The 18,288-nt window shown below is 42.2% G+C and carries 14 protein-coding genes; 12 read left to right on the forward strand and 2 right to left on the reverse strand.

All coding sequences use genetic code 11. From position 1 onward, the window contains the following. Nucleotides 1–82 precede the first annotated feature (82 nt). The 6 genes from GKS34_RS17825 (at nt 83) to GKS34_RS17850 (ending at nt 6,425) form a co-directional block, all read left to right on the forward strand. A complete protein-coding gene (locus GKS34_RS17825) occupies nt 83–688 on the forward strand; it encodes a helix-turn-helix domain-containing protein (RefSeq protein WP_163386325.1) in 606 nt (201 codons plus the stop codon). A 446-nt stretch (nt 689–1,134) separates the two neighbouring features. Further along, the gene (locus GKS34_RS17830) at nt 1,135–2,643 is read left to right on the forward strand and encodes a TolB family protein (RefSeq protein ID WP_163386326.1); all 1,509 of its coding nucleotides are present in this window, start codon (nt 1,135–1,137) and stop codon (nt 2,641–2,643) included. A gap of 134 nt (nt 2,644–2,777) precedes the next feature. Continuing rightward, nucleotides 2,778–3,944, forward strand: a complete 1,167-nt coding sequence (locus GKS34_RS17835; RefSeq protein ID WP_163386327.1) for a hypothetical protein — start codon at nt 2,778–2,780, stop codon at nt 3,942–3,944. Nucleotides 3,945–4,135: 191 nt separating this feature from the next. Further along, on the forward strand, nt 4,136–4,432 hold the full coding sequence (locus GKS34_RS17840) for a class I SAM-dependent methyltransferase (RefSeq protein WP_240459355.1): 297 nt from the start codon (nt 4,136–4,138) through the stop codon (nt 4,430–4,432). A 13-nt stretch (nt 4,433–4,445) separates the two neighbouring features. Beyond that, entirely contained in the window at nt 4,446–4,634 is a 189-nt protein-coding gene (locus GKS34_RS17845; protein ID WP_163386328.1) for a hypothetical protein, read from the forward strand. Between the two features lie 258 nt (nt 4,635–4,892). Then, on the forward strand, nt 4,893–6,425 hold the full coding sequence (locus tag GKS34_RS17850; RefSeq protein ID WP_163386329.1) for an arylsulfatase: 1,533 nt from the start codon (nt 4,893–4,895) through the stop codon (nt 6,423–6,425). A 159-nt stretch (nt 6,426–6,584) separates the two neighbouring features. Here the strand turns inward: GKS34_RS17850 and GKS34_RS17855 are convergent, their stop codons facing one another. Then, nucleotides 6,585–7,967, reverse strand: a complete 1,383-nt coding sequence (locus GKS34_RS17855) for an MBL fold metallo-hydrolase (RefSeq protein WP_163386330.1) — start codon at nt 7,965–7,967, stop codon at nt 6,585–6,587. Between the two features lie 286 nt (nt 7,968–8,253). Between GKS34_RS17855 and GKS34_RS17860 the strand changes: the two genes are divergently transcribed. The 3 genes from GKS34_RS17860 (at nt 8,254) to GKS34_RS17870 (ending at nt 11,612) form a co-directional block, all read left to right on the forward strand. Next, entirely contained in the window at nt 8,254–8,475 is a 222-nt protein-coding gene (locus GKS34_RS17860) for a FeoA family protein (protein ID WP_163386331.1), read from the forward strand. Nucleotides 8,476–8,478: 3 nt separating this feature from the next. Beyond that, nucleotides 8,479–10,590, forward strand: a complete 2,112-nt coding sequence (feoB, locus tag GKS34_RS17865) for a ferrous iron transport protein B (protein WP_163386332.1) — start codon at nt 8,479–8,481, stop codon at nt 10,588–10,590. Nucleotides 10,591–10,982: 392 nt separating this feature from the next. After that, nucleotides 10,983–11,612: a hypothetical protein gene (locus GKS34_RS17870; RefSeq protein WP_163386333.1), complete on the forward strand. Its 630-nt coding sequence runs from the start codon at nt 10,983–10,985 to the stop codon at nt 11,610–11,612. Nucleotides 11,613–11,628: 16 nt separating this feature from the next. On the opposite strand, the gene GKS34_RS17875 is transcribed toward GKS34_RS17870, so the two are convergent. After that, nucleotides 11,629–12,651 (reverse strand): LLM class flavin-dependent oxidoreductase, encoded by a 1,023-nt coding sequence (locus GKS34_RS17875; RefSeq protein WP_163386334.1) that lies wholly within the window; start codon nt 12,649–12,651, stop codon nt 11,629–11,631. 349 nt (nt 12,652–13,000) lie between these two features. Here GKS34_RS17875 and GKS34_RS17880 point away from each other — a divergent pair, with 349 nt between their 5' ends. The 3 genes from GKS34_RS17880 to GKS34_RS17890 all read left to right on the forward strand — a co-directional run bounded on the left by GKS34_RS17880 (nt 13,001) and on the right by GKS34_RS17890 (nt 18,285). Further along, nucleotides 13,001–13,600: an RNA polymerase sigma factor gene (locus tag GKS34_RS17880; RefSeq protein ID WP_163386335.1), complete on the forward strand. Its 600-nt coding sequence runs from the start codon at nt 13,001–13,003 to the stop codon at nt 13,598–13,600. 133 nt (nt 13,601–13,733) lie between these two features. Next, nucleotides 13,734–14,789 (forward strand): FecR family protein, encoded by a 1,056-nt coding sequence (locus GKS34_RS17885; protein WP_163386336.1) that lies wholly within the window; start codon nt 13,734–13,736, stop codon nt 14,787–14,789. Nucleotides 14,790–14,934: 145 nt separating this feature from the next. Then, nucleotides 14,935–18,285: a TonB-dependent receptor gene (locus GKS34_RS17890; protein ID WP_163386337.1), complete on the forward strand. Its 3,351-nt coding sequence runs from the start codon at nt 14,935–14,937 to the stop codon at nt 18,283–18,285. Nucleotides 18,286–18,288 lie beyond the last annotated feature (3 nt).

Consider the following 18,288-nt stretch of genomic DNA (forward strand, 5'->3'; position numbering starts at 1 on the left):
ATGACGTAAAGATGACATAAGCATGACGCTACCAAAATGTAAACCGATAATTAGTTTTGTTCTGACCGAATAACCCCCTAAAATGAAGGACAAAAATCTGGCAAAAAAAGTAAAAGGTTTGCGAAAAAGGAAAGGATTTTCTCAGGAAGGACTGGCCGAAATTTCCGGTGTAAGTGTAAGAACCATACAGCGACTTGAAAATGGAGAAACCGAACCAACAGGAGAAACCTTGAAACGACTCTCCAATGCGATGGGAGTTAATCCCGAAGAACTTATGGATTGGACGCTAATTGAAGACAAGGGCTTTTTAAAAGCAATGAATCTTTCGGCACTGACGTTCCTGGTGTTTCCAATAATAGGCATATTGGTACCATTGATAATGTGGATTTCAAAAAAAGACCGATTGAAAGATATCAATGAGATTGGAAAAAGCAATTTGAACTTTCAGATTACCTGGACGTTAATGCTGTTTTTGGGATATATAGTAAACGCAATCATCCTGGGAAAAGAATTTTATTCGACAGATGTTGTGCTGGTGGATGCTGTAATCTCAAGTCAACGTCGACTAATTGTTTTCTTTTTTGTCATGTATGCGCTAAATATAGCACTCATCGTCATTAACACCTTTAATATTCAAAACGATAAAAAGGTTTTTTACCAACCCACCGTTACATTTATTCGAAATTAGGGTAGGCTGCAAAAGAAAATAGCAAAATTAGCGGTTATTTTTTACCTCCAATGCCGTCTATGGGCAGGACCGATTGGTCTATCTGCTTTTTTTCTCTCCCGGTCCGCTCTGGCTAAAACGGCCCTGTAAAGGCAGGTCAGGTATTGCAAATTAACTGGACTTCGCGTAAGTGCCTGAAACCGTTTATAACGTTCATTCCAGCGCTTAAGCGATGGGGATTAAGATTATTGCCGGTTTTTCACCAGTTGGAACGATCAATTTTTTGACTTATATTCACCCTCTAGGGCTGTACCCAAATGCTCCAACGAATAGGCGATCATTTCCCTTTGATCAGATCATGCTGAACGGAAATTTAAGTGCCGCAAGCAACCGGGGCATAGGCTTATATTTTTGATAATTTGAGGGCAAAAAAGCAAATAACATTATTCATTATTAAAATCAATAACATGCGATATATCAAAGGCGTTTCTGTCATCCTAGTGCTGTTTTTAGCCATTCAATCTGTGAATAGTCAGGTAAAACTAGGGGTATTTGACAATCATTTGGATGTAGGTAACCCAGACAATAGTGGATTCGCTTATTATCAGCAGGAAGATCAGACGTATGTGATTGGAGGCAGTGGTACCAATATGTGGTTTGATCAGGACCAATTTCATTATTTATGGACGACTATTCAAGGCGATTTTATTGTAAGAGCCGAAATTGATTTTTTGGGAGAAGGTGTTGATCCCCATCGTAAAGTAGGCTGGATCGTAAAAAATGATTTGGATAGTGAAACGCCCCATGTTAATGCCACCACTCATGGAGATGGATTAACCTCGTTACAATATCGGAAGACTAGTGGAGGCAATACTGAAGAAATCGTTTCCAGGGACAGCTTACCCGATGTCATTCAATTAGAGAGAAGGGGAGATGATTTTATAATGTCTACTGCCAGGTTTGGTGAAGCATTCGTTGAAATCGAATTGAAAAAAATGACATTAAAAAACCAGGTATTTATAGGCCTTTACATTTGCTCTCATAACGCCGATATTGTAGAGGTTGCACGGTTTAGAAATGTCAGGATTATTCAACCCGCCGCACCTGATTTTCAACCCTATAAAGATTATTTGGGAAGTCGACTTGAAGTGATGGAAGTAGCTACCGGCCATAGAAAAGTACTTTACAGTACTGCTAATTCTATCCAGGCACCCAATTGGACTGCAGACGGAAAGCAATTAATCTACAACTCCGGAGGTAGGCTTTTTCAATTTGATCTTAAGGAAGGAATCATTAGTCCGGTGAATACTGGTTTTGCCATCAATAACAATAACGACCACGTGTTATCATTTGATGGCAGGTTGTTGGGTATTAGCAACCACAACCCGAATGATAATAATAATTCCACCATATATTACCTGCCTTCTGAGGGCGATTCATCTCCTGTGGCAGTTACCAAACCGGGTGTAGGAGCATCTTACTTACACGGATGGTCCCCAGACAATAAAGAAATGCTTTTTACCGGAAACCGAAAAGGACAATATGACATTTACTCCATTGATCTGAACACAGGAAATGAAAAACAACTAACAAATAAAAAAACGCTGGACGATGGCTCGGAATACAGTCCCGATGGGAAGCATATTTTGTTTAATTCGGCGAGGACCGGTAAAATGAAAATTTGGAGGATGGATCCTGAAGGAGAAAATCAGACGCAATTAACGTTCGATGAATACAACGATTGGTTTCCGCATGTTAGCCCTGATCAAAAGTGGATCGTTTTTATTTCTTTTCCCAAAGACATTGACCCCAATGATCATCCATTTTACAAGCATTGCGTATTACGCATTATTCCATTTGAAGGAGGTACCCCAAAGATTATTGGATACTTGTATGGTGGCCAGGGAAGTATAAATGTACCGAGTTGGTCTCCAGATAGCAACTTCATTTCCTTTGTTACAAACACTAAACTATAGATGTAAAATTAAAAAGTAAAAGGTGTTTTAATTAAGGAAGAAATCGAATACAAACTAGCAGCATTAAAACAAGGTGCGCTTATTTTTCTTCCTCCGGCATGATGTCTTACTACGTTTCATTCAATCAATTACCGATGAAAAAGCTTATCCCGTACTTACTGTTCTATTTAATATCGAATGTATTATCGGGTCAACAATTAGACTGGAACGATGCGATGGATTATCCACCAAGTGATGCTATAGCCTGGCGTACTTTTCATGGAGATGGTCAGGTAGAAACTTCGATTGACAAGCATGACGGATTTTTACGATTCCATGTGAATGCAATGGATGACACGTATAATGCCTGGTGGGCGATTATGCAACGCCCTATTTCGTTACCCACTGAAATTCCGTCCGGGACGCCACTTTGGATGGAAGCCGAGGTAAGGTCAAGTCATCCGATGCGGAGAATCAATATGCGCTTATATTCCACTAATCAGGAGGTGTCAGACCATCATTCGAATTTAATGGAATTTGATCTGGCAGATACTGCTACCTGGTATAAAATAAGATTTAGTCCGAATCAATTGACCTATCAAAAAGGAGATCAATTGATAGGACATTTTGCGTTGATGGATTGGGGTGTCAATGCGTATTACCTGGATGTTCGGAATGTAAGAGTGTTTTACGATAAAGATGAAAAAGTTAATCCATCGGCAAATGCGTTGCCCTACCACCCGGAACCAAAAAAACCAGCCTCGTTTAGCCATTCGGTAGCGGCAGAAGATGCCGGAATGATTGACTTTAGGTATCCTGCCAGTAATCTAGCCGGTTGGGGTACCGGTGATACTCCACTTTTGAGTGTTTCCCATGAGCTGAGTACGCTATTAAAATGGGATCTTTCTCATGTCAACGACACTGTTGACGGTTGGGGATTGTTGAGGCTGGCCGTCTTTTCGAGCCAACAGGTGCCCATGCCGGAAGATGAGTTTTGCAGATTGCGGGTGGTTGAAATTATTGGTGGAAATACAGATTGGGATTCAACTACCCTAACCTACGAATCATTGGCTCAGGGACAGGAAAAGACTCAGGTATTTAACGAACAAATGGTCATTGATATGTTTGTCCCTAAGGGAAATGATCAGGTATTGGATATTCCCTTACCCCCTAATGTATTGCAAAGACTGATCACCGGACGCACTAAAGGACTGGTTTTTTTTCCGTTAGGTAGCCTACAGGTCTCCTTTTATGCCAGTGAAAACGGCGACAGTGTAACTGCACCAAGCCTATACTTTAATTTAAAAAACGAATCAAAATAGGAAAAACAGTGGTTGGATACCTGCGATTGTGCCATCCTGGGATCGGGGGACAACTGTCCAAACCGTTTTTTTTGTAAGCACTTTGAGTGGCACTAAAGGTAGAGTGCCGCAGATCGTTTAATAAAACGTTCGGCCGGGCTTCCGGTACGGTTCGTTCCCTGTCGAAAAAAATTCAGTTGCCCTGAAAAAAAATGACTATTGCGTACGACCGATACTATCTGACAAAGAGCCTATTCGGAGAACCCTTCCCTGAATTAATCCAATTTTTTACGCGATTCCCTACAAGAGGACAGGTACTTGATCTGGGTTGCGGACAAGGTAGAGATTCGATTGCTCTGGCTCGGCTAGGGTATTCCGTGACAGGAATCGACCATTCAGAGGTAGGAATCGACCAAATGAACAGGATCTCAAAAAGCGAAAAATTGAATCTTAAAGGGCAGGTCGGTAATGTGTATGCGTATGACATTGTGGATAGACTGGAAAAATAAAAATGATGAACAGATGAAGCTGACTGTTATGGCGGATGGCAGAAACTCGCCAAATAAAGGTCTGGTTGCGAACCTAACCGTCTACTTTGCCACCGGCGGTTTTTACAATGCATTGAAACAGCCGTCTGAGACGATTGAATGGATCCAGGTGGATCGCGAAATAGGCGTTGAGAAGAATTTATTTTTGCGTAATATTGTATGAAATGAGCCAGGATATACAGGTTTCGTGGTGGATAAAAAGCCACTCACTAACCCAAAAAAGGCCGCAGCAAACTTAGAAATGAGCACTTAAGGCGTTGAGGCATTTGAATTTGCTGACTACCTCACGTCTTAAACGGCAAAAGAAGCTTAGGTATCATTAGCTTTTCTTTCATGCAAAATGATAATAAACCAACAATTTCCCTGAGTAGTAAATGCCCAGGAAAACTTCACCTTTAGTGGTCATTTAAAAAATAGTATCATGATTGGAAAAATGAGACTTGTTTTACTGCTATCCCTGTTGATCTACTCCTGTTCACAAAAAGAAACTGACCGACCAAATATAATAGTGATAATGGGAGACGATATCGGGATTTCCGATATAGGTGCCTATGGTGGAGAAATAGAAACGCCAACTATTGATCGCCTGGCTAATGAAGGCTTGCGATTTACAACCTTTTACAACATGGCGAAGTGCAATCCTACCCGATCATCGCTGCTTACGGGCTTGTATACAGGAGGGAACGGAGCGGTACACCTGGCAAACCTGACGAAGGAGGCGGGCTATTTTAACATCATGAGTGGAAAAGAACACTTTGACCCCTGGGTGCCGGAATACTGTAAGGCGGAAAATGTATTTGACCATTCCTTTTATTTCTGGGCAACCACGGAATACTTCCTTCCTCCATCCGGCGCGTTCGAACGACCGTTTTTCCTTGAAGGGAGGGAATTAAATGCGAATGAAATTGAGTATGAGAAATCACCGATGTACAAGACGGATTTCATTACAGACTATGCCTTGAGATGGTTGGATGAAGCATTTGAAAAGAAAGATCCCTTTTTTCTTTACCTGCCGTACCATGCGGCTCATTACCCGCTTCAGGCCAGACCGGAAGATATACAAAAATACAGGGGCAGGTACCTGAAAGGTTGGGATGAACTTCGACAGGAACGTTTTGCCAAAATGCAACAATTAGGCGTGCTTCCAAAGAAGGCAAAGCTAAGTCCACCGGAAGATAATTTCAATAAATTTAGGGGACCCCTTGTACCCGATTATACGGACTATTTCGTCTGGGATAGTTTATCTGATGCTCAAAAAGATTCGCTGGACCTTGAAATGGCTGTGTTTGCGGCAATGATTGATCGAATGGACCAAAATATCGGGCGGGTTTTGGAAAAGCTTGAACGAAATGGGAAGCTGGAAAATACGTTGATACTTTACCTGAATGATAATGGATCTTGTCCGTTTTACTCCAACAAGATTACGGATGTTGCGCCAGGCCCAGCCAACTCTTACTGGAGTTTACGAACCTCATGGGCAAACTTGGGAAACACGCCCTACCGGCAATACAAGCAGTGTGGTCATGAAGGTGGGAGCCATACGCCTTTTGTGGCCTACTGGCCGGGTAAAATAGCACCAAACACGATTACTCATCAACCCGGGCACGTAGTAGACATCGCACCAACCTTTTTGGATATATTGAATATTCACTATCCTGACTCCATTGAGGGGCATGCTACCCTACCTCTTCAAGGAAGTTCTTTGTTGCCCGTTTTTATGGGAGAAGAGCGTAAAGAACCAGACTATTTCGTTTCAGGAATGGAAAAATTCAGAATGTTCCGAAGCGGCGATTTCAAAATTGTCAGACTCAATGGTGAGGCCTGGGAATTATACAATATCCTTGAAGACCCCACTGAACTGGTTAACCTGGCCGATTCATTACCAGACAAAGTCGTTGAATTGGCAAATTTCTACGCGAGTACCCAAATTGGAACAACCCCAAGCACCCCCTGACAGGCTAAAATCCATGCGAATATTTCTACTCAGCTAATCCGCTAAAAAAGATACCCCCAAAGGTGAAAAGTTTCAACTCACCGCTCTATTTCTGGTAATAAGCACCAAAAAAAAGCGGAACACCCTGTGGATACCCCGCTTTTAAGCTGTTTCATATTTTTACTTATTGCTCCAGTCTTCCCAACCGCCTGCATAGTTGAATACTTTTTCGAAGCCATTGGCCCTCAATAGGGAGTAGGCGATGGCAGCTCTGCCTCCACTCTGGCAATGGACGATCACCGGCTTGTCTTTGGAAACCTTATCCAGGTTTTTATCCAGTTTGCCGACAAAGAGGTTTTCCGCCCCTTCGATATGGCCTTTTTTGAATTCGGATGCGCCTCGCACATCAATTACTTGCACATTCCCTTTATCCAATTGCTCTTTAACTTCCTTTTTATCGATAGCCTGGTAACTTTCCAACGCTTTTCCTTCAAAATCGGTCAATTGACCGGGGGTAATGAATCCCTGGATGTTGTCCAAACCGATGCGCATCAGCTTTCGCGTTAGGTCTTCCACCTCACTTTTGTCGGCGATCAGGACGAAGGACTCCTCGTAGTTCATATACCAGCCCATCCAGGTAGAGAAGGTGTTGGTATTGGGAATATTCAGCGAACCCTTCAGGAAACCTTTGGAAAATGCTTCCGGAGTTCGGGCATCAATGATTTTTAAACCCTCTTTCTTCGCCTGATCAAAGTCTTGTTGGGAAAGATTTTGCACCTCCGGCACCTCGGTCAGCAGGTCCCGGTCTACCTTGTTGAGCTTTTTCATCATGGCAAAATAGCGTGGCGGTTCCGGTTGATCGGCCAGTAATTCCTTACGAAATGCTGCCTTGTCGTCCAGCATCTGCAATGCCCAGTTACGAATTTTTTCGTATCCTACGGTAGATAAGGGCACCGCACCGAGGGATTTACCGCAAGCCGAACCGGCACCATGCCCAGGCCATACCTGAATAAAGTCCTGAAGTTTATTGAATTCCTGCAGGGAGTCAAACATCTGTGCTGCTCCAATATCCTGAGTACCTTTCAGTCCAGCTGCCTGTTCCAACAAATCAGGTCTTCCGACATCCCCGACAAATACGAAATCACCAGTAAATAGCATCACGGGTTCTTGCGTAGCAGGCTTATCTGTGAGAAGGAAACTGATACTTTCAGGGGTATGTCCCGGGGTATGCAGCACTTCAAAATTCAGGTTGCCCAGTTTGATATTGTCTCCGTGTTTAAGCTTGTTATGAGGGAATTCGTATTTCCAATCTTTATCACCCATGTCGGACAGGTACATTTCGGCACCTGTCAATTTCGCTAGCTCCCGGGAACCACACAGAAAGTCTGCGTGAATGTGCGTTTCCAAAATATGTGTGATTTTCATATTGTTGGCTTTGGCTATTTCCAGGTAGGTATCCACATCTCTTTTCGGGTCAATAACCGCAGCAACGCCGCCTGCCTGACATCCTATTACATAACTGGCCTGCGCCAGACTTTTATCATATACGAGTTCGAAAAACATGTTTTTTTTTATTTTTTTACTTATTTGATTTTACAATCTGAACAAAACATTTTGTTTCATCCAATTCTTCTACAATGTTACGGATACTTTGGGTCTTGGCCTGTGATAATTATTACCTAAGCTTAAAAGGGTTTGTTTGCCGGTAATTGCTCCAGGAAAGAAGGTAGCACGTTATTTTTATTTATTCAATCTAAATAAAGGCTTAATTTTTTACTATTTCGGGAAAAATGTAGTAAAATTGTGCTTGTAAATCCTTTGGAAGGATTGGTAAATTAGACATGTTCTCATGACTGCAGCCAAACTGAAACCCAGACAAACGTACGAAATTGTCAGCCTTTCTGTCACACCCCTATTGGTTAGAATGATGGAAATGGGCATTTTGCCAGGAAAGAAAATCAGTTTGTTCAAAAAAGCACCATTTAAGGGTCCTATGGCTTTTTTGATTGATGGAAACATCATCGCGCTGAGGATAGAAGAAGCAGACCTGATACAAATAAAAGAAGCCTAACGCATGGAAGTTGCCGAAAAGAAGGCCCTGAAAAGCATCGCCATCATAGGAAATCCCAATGTGGGTAAATCCAGTATTTTCAATCAATTGACCGGATTAAACCAGAAGATAGGCAATTATCCGGGCATGACGGTTGATAAAATGGTGGGGCAGGTTCATGTTGGCGAAAAGCATTTTGAGCTGATAGATTTGCCGGGCACCTACAGTTTGTATCCCAAGTCTGAGGACGAAATCATTGCGCACAAAGTGTTGAATGGATTGGGGGTGGAAAAACCGGATGCGGCGTTGGTGGTATTGGATGCCTGCAACCTGGAAAGAAGCTTACTTCTGGGTACACAAGTGATTGATCTGGGTATCCCCTTGGCTTTTGTTATCAACATGAAAGATCTGGCTGAAAAGCGTGGTGTGAACATACATACTTTTGCCTTGTATCAGCAACTTGGCGTGCCACTGGTGATGACAGATGCCAGGAACAATCAAGGTATGGAAGCGGTACGAGATCTCTTTCAGAAGGAGAATTTTGAAGTGGGTAAACCCTTCCATAAAATGGGATTCCCCGACTTATTGGATGAAGTAAAAAGGGAATTTAAATTAGAAACCGACTACCAGGCCTTTCAACAGTTGATTTTTGCTGATTTTGATCCGTTGCTGCCAGTAGATCAGCAGAAATGGCTGAAAGACAAGGCCAAAACGTTTGGTTTTGATGGGATGGAACAACAAGCCCGGGAGACCGAACAAAGATTGGGTCAAATTAAAGCGCTGCTAGCCAGTACGCAGTCTTCAGGAAAGGGAACACCTAAAAAACTTCACGCTGCTCTGGATGCGGTTTTTATGCATCCCATCTGGGGGTACCTTACTTTTTTGGCCATTATGCTGGTCATATTTCAAGCTATTTTTGCCTGGGCAGAAACGCCCATGGATCTGATCGATGGGGCTTTTGCCGCGGCTAGCGGATGGGTGGCAGAGGTATTTCCTCCAGGTGTCCTGACAGACTTGCTTTCGGAGGGTATCATCACGGGAATTGGTGGGGTGGTGATATTCATTCCTCAAATAGCCTTGCTCTTCGGGTTTTTGGCTTTTCTGGAGGATACGGGTTATTTTTCCCGTGTGGTGTATTTGATGGACCGCATGATGCGACCTTTCGGTCTGCATGGAAAGAGTGTGGTACCCCTGATCTCGGGTATGGCCTGCGCCATTCCGGGTATTATGGCTACCCGAAACATTAGCAACACCAAAGAGAGGTTAATCACCATATTGGTGACGCCTTGGATGAGTTGCTCGGCCAGGCTTCCTGTATACATTATCTTGATTGGGTTAACCGTGCCAGATGAGTCCTGGATGGGAATTAACCTTCAAGCATTGGCCTTACTATTCATGTATATATTTGGGACGGTATTTACCTTGCTCGGTGCATTGGCATTGAAATATGTGTTGCAAACAAAGGAGAAAAGCTTTCTGATGACGGACCTGCCCATTTACCGGATACCGCGCTGGCAGACAGTATTGCTTACTATGTACAACAAATCAAAAATCTTTGTTTTGGAGGCAGGAAAAGTAATTCTGGCTATCTCAATCATTTTATGGGTATTGGCCAGTTACGGTCCCTCCGGGGAAATGCAAGCATTGGAAGCGGAAAAGGAAGCTGCACTCGAAGCAGCCACAGAGGAGCAGAAGCACGAATTGGCTTCTGAATTTGCATCTAAAAAGTTGGAAGCTTCCTACATTGGGATCGTGGGAAAAGCAATTGAACCCGCGATTCGGCCATTGGGCTATGATTGGAAAATTGGAATTGCACTTTTAACTTCTTTTGCGGCAAGGGAGGTCTTCGTTGCCACTGTTGCCACCATTTACAGCGTGGGGGAGGATGTGGAAGACGAGTTAACCATCAGAGAAAAACTCGATAAACAGGTGTATGCAGATACGGGAGAGAAAGTCTTTAACCGGGCCACGGGATTTTCGCTAATGGTATTTTATGCATTGGCTATGCAATGCATGAGCACGGTAGCTGTGGTCTACCGGGAAACCAAAAGCTGGAAATGGCCTTTAATTCAGACGATTGGAATGACTATTGTAGCCTATTTGGGCGCATTGGTCACCTATCAAATATTTATTTAGTCATGTTACAGGAACTCATTGTAGGAATTTTATTTATTGGAGTATTGGTTTATTGGGGGATCCGTATTCGGAGTAAAAAATCCACTAAAAACCAAAACGGCTGTGGTTGTCAAAAATGCGGTTAACTTTTTGTTAATTTTCTATCTTTTTTATCGTTTTTCCCATTAGATTTGGTGTTGAAATTTTGTCACACACCGTAGCTAGTAAGAAAAGAGGAGCAGGATGCAATGAAATCGGGCATGCGAGATTCCCTGTCTGCCGCCAGGCAGCCATATGACCCCTAGAAATGAATTATAATCATATGAAATCGAGTATGACGAATACGTCACATAGTGGGATGATTATAAAGCATGCGAGATTCCATCTGACCGTTGAAAAAAAATTATAAACAGATGAAATGGACGTATAGCATTAAACATAAAATTACAGCCGCTTCGTTGCTTTTTGGGGTAATTGTTCTGGTAATGATTACCAACATCAATCAACGCAATCAAATAGAGGAGTTGGAATCCGCATTTGAAGCGATTTACAAGGATCGGTTGGTAGCTGAGAGCTATATTCTAGATTTTTCGGAGAAACTCCACAACCTGCAAGTTGCGATCAACGATCCTGTTAGTTCCTTGTCCCAAAAGCAATTGATTGCCAATCGGCTTTTGCAAGAAATAGATACCCTAAATCAACTTTACCAGGCGACTCGTCTTACGGAAGAAGAAGCCCGGTATTTTTTGCATTTTACGGGATTAACGGAGGAAATTGATTTAAGACTTAAACAAGGTGACCTGGAGAGTGAGGAAGTGATGATAAAATCAGCTTTGATGGATTTGCATTCCCTTTCCCAAATTCAGTTAATAGAAGCGGATAAGTTAAAATCAAAAACGGATCGAATTTTTCATCTGGGCAGTATCATTTCCCAGTTTGAACTGGTAATCCTGATAATAATAGGCCTGATTATCCAAGCGCTTTTGTTCTCCTCCAAGACCACTACGGCTGCAAAATGGCCGAAAAATCCGGGTTTAAACTGAGTTCCTGAAGGGACTTTCAACTAACGGCCTGTTTTTTTGGCTTAATGGACTGAATGGCCTTTGCTGTGAGCGCAAATGACTCCAGCCTTTTTTGGTGATCGTAGATATTGGTAGTGATCATCAGTTCATCGAGATGGTTTTCAGCCAGGAAATTTTCCAAGCCTTTCGATACCGTTTCATAGCTACCCACAAAGGTATAAGCCATCATATTTTGCAGGGCCGCAGCCTCATGCGGTGCCCAAATGGCATTCATATCCGATACAGGAGGCGGTAAGGGGTAGGAGCGTCCGCGAATTATTCCCAAGGCCATCTGGTAAAAAGAAGTGGCCAGGTACTGAGCTTCTTCATCCGTTTCGCCCACTACCACATTGATACAGGCAATCAGGTAGGGTTTTCGCGAATCTGCTGAAGGTTGAAAATGGTTTTGGTAGTACCTGCTGGCTTGTTGAAAATAGGTGGGAGCAAAATGACTGGCAAAAACATAGGGTAAGCCCCGCGCCGCTGCCAGGTAGGCGCTATCCATACTGGATCCGAGCAAATAGAAGGGTACGTTTAAGCCTTCTGCCGGAAAAGCCCTGACAGGAGAATCCAGGTTATCCTCCGAAAAATAGCTCTGCAACTCTTCCAGGTCCTGAGGAAATTCCTGTACAGACTCCATTCTTCCCCTGCGTAAGACCGAAGCTGTTCGCTGGTCTGTACCCGGTGCCCTACCTAAACCCAGGTCAATTCTACCGGGATAGAGGGTTTCAAGGGTGCCAATTTGCTCGGCAACTATCAGTGGGCTGTGATTAGGTAGCATGATTCCTCCCGATCCCACCCGGATTCGCTGGGTTCCCTGCGCAATGTAGCCCATCAATATTGTAGGAGCAGCGCTTCCCACATGAGGCATGTTATGGTGTTCCGCCAGCCAAAACCGCTTATAACCCCAAATTTCAGCATTTTGGGCAAGATCCAGGCTTCTGCGGTAGGCATCAGCCGCATCTTGATCTTTTTTTAGAATGGCCAGGTCAAGAATGGAAAATGGAATTTCTTTCTGCATAGGTAGATTTAACTGTTCCGGGTTTTTTTTGGTTCCCGCTGTTTTGGTTGGATTTCATACAGTCGGTTGCTATTTGTTTACCGATCCAACCTTGTCCTCCTACCTTGTGTTGTTTTAAACGACATAGTCAAGGTCAATTAGGAAAAAAAGCAAACTTCAAAGGATATTTTGAAGAAGACGTAAGGACATAGTTGTATAACTGTATTTCTTCTATTTGAAAATTATGGTATGGTATTTTTATAATTTCAAAATCTTTTCATTTGTAAGTGGTTTATTTTTTGTAATATCGTATGTTTGGTATATATAATTACCTGTTCTTCCCCGTAAACCCCAAATAATCTCATGTTCAATGGAATTTCACACACTAAAAGACGTTGAACTTTGGCAATTGGTAGCCAATGGTGATCAAAAGGCATTTGATCATATTTACCTTTTCCATTCCAAAGACTTGTATAAATACGGTTTTCGGTTCACTCAGGACACAGAATTGATTAAAGATGTTATCCAAGACGTCTTTATCCATATTTGGGAGTCAAGAAATGTGCTTTTTATTCAGAAGTCTATAAAGTTCTATTTATTCTCGGCATTCAGGAGGGATGTAATCAAGCGTGTAAACGTAGCCTGTATCTACGAAAGTATTGAAGATTATCATTTTAAAATTTCCTGGGAGGTATCATTTCAGGAAATTCTGGAGCAAAACCAGATTAGCCTTGATTCTACGCATAGACTTAGTCGGGCTATTGATGCCTTGCCTCTCAGGCAGAAGGAGGCAATTTATCTGCGGTATCTTCAGGAGTTGACCTATGATGAAATTTCGGAATTAATGGGGGTTCAAATTCCCTCCATTTATAATCTGATATTTAAGGGAATCAAATCCTTAAAGGCGGTTTTGTCCCCAAGTGATTTCACTCCAAAAGTGCTGATTTTATTCTTTTATTTTCTGTTTTAGCAAGTGGTTTATTTGTCAAAAGCCCTATTTTAGTTAGGAAATTATCAATATTTAAATAAAATCAAATTTTTGTGAAAATTGAAGGTGAGATTTTTGCTAAAATCCCCTCTTAGTGACATAGAGCAAAAAAAGCATGAAGCCCCACTCCACCATAGAAGATTTTTTGCAGGACAAGTCATTTGTAGCTTGGGTCTGCGGTCTCGATCCTACTAATAGTCACTTTTGGAGTGAAATGGCTTTAGACAAAGAAAAGGGTCCGGTGCTAAGTCAAGCTAGACTAATTTTGCAGGAATTGCATGCGGCAGGGGAGGAGTGGGAAGAACAGGAACAGCTATTAGTGCTTGCAAAGATCCACAAAAACCTCCAGTATAGGCAGCCACAGATTTCCGATCCTATTACTGAGATTAGTAGTAGCAAATTAGATTATCGGAGGAATATTTCAAAAGTATTGTTTTTCGTTTTCGCCTCATTGATAGTTTTTTTGGCGGTAGATGTTGTAAGAAATAATGAAGGGCCGGAATCAGCAATAGCTGAAAATGAAACTCACTGGATAACCAAATACAATCCCCAGGGACAAAAATCCAAAATTCACTTACCAGATGGAAGTACGGTTATTATTAATGCGGACAGTGAAATTAAATATTCGAGTGATTTTGGTGTGAATAATCGAGAGATTTATTTAACTGGAGAATCTTTTTTCGAAGTGGCTCCAGATAGTTTATTGCCTTTTCGGGTATTTACCGGTAACATCGTAACGACTGCGCTGGGTACCTCTTTTAACATTCAATCCTATAAACCTGATAGAGTAAACGTTCAGCTGGCCACAGGCAAGGTTGAGGTTGTGAATGAATTGGATGAAAATCAGCTTGTTTTTCTTCAGCCCGGAGAGCAGGTGACTGCGAATGGAAGCCAAAAATTTGTAAAGGGAAGTTTTAATCCTCAAAAAGCCTTTTTGTGGAAATCCGGGATTCTACTTTTTGACAAAGTATCCTTTTCTGAATTTGCTCTCACACTTGAGCGATGGTATGGAGTAGAAATTGATCTGGTCAATACCCCTGCCCGAGGATTGAAAATTTCAGGTGAATTCAAGGAGACCTATTTAAGTAATGTTTTGGAGTCCATCGGGTATGCGTATGGGTTCAACTACAAAATTGACCAGAAAAAAGTTAAGCTAGTTTTTACACCTTAAATAAACTGGATGAAGAAAACAAATTGATCAAAAAAGCAAAGCCAATGATGATTTATTGACTTTGCCAGACAAATAGGAAGGTTTATCAGGCGCTAACTATTTGCCTTTGTTTTACTGCAAAAGTCACAATAAAACACCCAAATTTATGAAAAAAATATTACATGCCCTATGTATGATAGGAAAATACTACCTCTATGGATTCCTAATCCAGATGCTTTTCTTACCACTGATTTATGCGGCTCCTACCAATGCCCAGGGGTCGTTGGACATTAAGGAAGTTCGTCTGAGCTTAGACCTTGAAAATGTTTCTCTCGCAGAGACTTTTGGTGAGATAAAGAAGTTAACCGAGTTTTCATTTATCTACGACAATCGCCTTTTGGAAGATGCAGACCTCGTTAGCATTCAAGTACAGGATCAATCCCTGGAAACCGTTTTATTATCTCTTGCGTCTTCGCATCAGTTGTCTTTTAAACAGGTAGATGATAAGATCAGCGTAAAATTTTCAAAATCAAAAAACCTTTCGAAAGCAGTTCTTGTGGAAGTGACCGTGGATGGAACGGTAGTGGATGTGAATGGTGAGCCCATTCCAGGAGTAACCGTTTTTGTGCCCGGTACCAATTCAGGTACCGCTACTGATATGGACGGAAAATATTCTATTGTGGTTCCTGATGGATCTTCCCTGGTTTTTTCATTTATAGGATTTGAAACCCAAACCGTAGAAGTGGGGAATCAAACCACGATCAATATTACCCTGGAACAAAGTGCACAGGCCCTGGATGAAGTCATCGTTCTGGGGTATGGTACACAAAAGAAATCAGAACTGACAAACGCGGTTGTTCAAACTACGGGTGAGGAAATTAAAAAATCCTCTGCAGTATCCTTATCCAATGCCTTGTCTGGGAGATTAGCCGGACTGTATGTAAATCAGCGAAGTGCTGTACCTGGATTTGATGATGCCCAAATACTTGTAAGGGGCTTCAATACGACGAGAAACAATTCAGCATTGATTGTAATTGATGGTGTGGCGAATGCAGATCCGGATGGTCTTAATCGACTGGATCCTAATGATATTGAATCTATTTCCGTATTAAAAGATGCTTCCGCTGCCATTTATGGTGCCCAATCTGCTGGTGGGGTTATTTTGGTAACCACCAAACGAGGAAAAACAGGAAAGCCATCATTCAACTTTTCTAGTTCCCATCTGTTTCAGTCGCCGACAATGAAAGTAAAGTCGGCCGATGTATTTGACTACATGGATGTTCTCAATCGGAATAGGGTACTTGAGGGTGCTGGCCCGGTTTTTCCGGATGATCTCGTGGAATCTTTCCGTAACGGGAACAGACGTGCGGAAGATTGGTGGGATGCGTTAGTAGATCCTCCTGCCACCATTTCCAGGCAGTCATTAACCATGCGGGGAGGTTCGGACCGTATTCGGTACTTTACCTCTGTAGGAATGGTGAATCAAGGCGGCATCCTGCGGGCAGATGATATCACCAAACTCAAACAATACAACGTTCGCGCAAACCTGGATGTAACGGTCACGGATGATTTGGAGGTTGGTATAGATTTATCGATACGCCAAAAATTTACACGATCACCTCAAGGTGGATCGGGCGCCATTGGGGCATTTGCTTCCACCAGTCCATTACAAGAAGCCTACATTGGGGGGGATTACAGGTATCCAGGCGAAGGTTGGTCTCATCTAAATCCCGCTGCCCGGCTATTGAGTCCGGGGTATAGAAAAAATACCGGGGATGTTGCCAATGGTACTTTTAGGTATAAATACCAGATTCCTTTTGTTGAGGGTCTATCTGTGGACGGTTTTGCCTCTATTGTCAAGACGTTCAACTATAATAAATCATTTGATTATGTATGGGACTATTACGAGAGGAACGCAACAGGAGATATTGTAAAAAGAACATCCAGGACGGTAGAAGATATTGGGCTAAGGGAAGATTTTTCTCAAAGCACCATGATTACCTTAAATTCAAAAATTGCCTATGACAAAATTATCAATACGGATCATAGGATAAGTGGATTTGTTGCGTACGAACAGATGACCTATGATGATAATTTCTTTTGGGCGCAGCGACTGGGATTTGACTCCCCGCAAATTGACCAACTTTTTGCAGGCAGTGAAAACAGAAGTCAATGGAACAATAGTGGAGGTGCCAGCCAAAATGCCCGGCAAAATTATTTCGGGCGATTGAATTACGAATTCAGTAATAAATACTTGTTCGGATTTAATTTCAGGTATGATGGCTCCCCTATTTTTCCAAAAGAAACGAGGTGGGGGTTTTTCCCCGGATTATCAGCAGGATGGGTGGTTAGTGAAGAGGCTTTTATGTCTGACAACCTATTCAGCAATATGAAACTGAGAGCATCCTGGGGCAAATTAGGAAATGACCGGGTAGACCCTTTTCAATATATTGGTCGTTTTGGTTATGGGGCCGGTTGGGTAGTAAATGGAAACGACGTTCGGGGGATAGCGGCATTGACTACACCAAATCCAAACATTACCTGGGAAGTATCCGAATCAACAGATATCGGACTAGAACTTGGCTTTTTGCAGGACAGGTTATCTTTCGAAATGGATGTTTACAGAACGTATACAACCAATATTTTGGGTAGGAGACAAGCATCTATCCCTGGATACACAGGACTAATCTTACCGGATGAGAATATCGGGGAGATGAAAAGTCACGGAATTGAGTTTCAGTTGGGATTCAGGGAGAATATCGGTCTGGTTAATTACAGAGTAAGTGCCAATTACTCCTTTAACGATAATGAGATCATCTTTTTTGATGAAGTACCTCAGGCAGAACCCTATCAAAATCTGGAAGGAAGGCAAATAGGTTCTGAATTGGTTTATAACGCCATCGGTATTTATCGTACGCAGGATGATTTAGATTCCTATGTTAGTTACCCCAATGCCACATTAGGTAGCCTTATTTTTAAAGATTTAAACGATGATGGTGTTATTGACGGAAATGATCGATACCGGTACAACATAAATGCATTTCCAAGATCTCAATTTGGAATGACCATAGGGTTTGATTACAAAAACTTTGACCTGACGATGTTGCTTCAGGGTCAAGATGGGGGGAAGTTTAGGCTTGACAATGGATTTGATACAGGAGCCAATGGAAATGGGCTTGCCTATGTCGCTAATAATACCTACGATCTGGAAAATGTCGATGCAATTCTTCCAAGAATTCGCCCGGTAGGATTTGCTGCCCAAAACAGTGATTTCTGGTATCATAATTCGAGATGGGTTCGGTTTAAGTCCGCTGAATTGGGATACAATTTACCGAGTGAGCTCATGGATAGAATCGGTATTTCAGGCTTACGAATTTATTTGTCGGGAGAAAATTTATTCATGATTTATAATAATCTGGCAGAATTTGGTGCGGGGGATCCTGAGTTCCTCAGTGGAAAAGGTGGAACGTATCCGAATATGAGGACATTGGGTTTTGGTCTTAATCTTTCTTTTTAAAAA

Origin of the sequence: Cyclobacterium jeungdonense, assembly GCF_010994275.1 — a bacterium.
GTDB lineage: Bacteria > Bacteroidota > Bacteroidia > Cytophagales > Cyclobacteriaceae > Cyclobacterium > Cyclobacterium jeungdonense.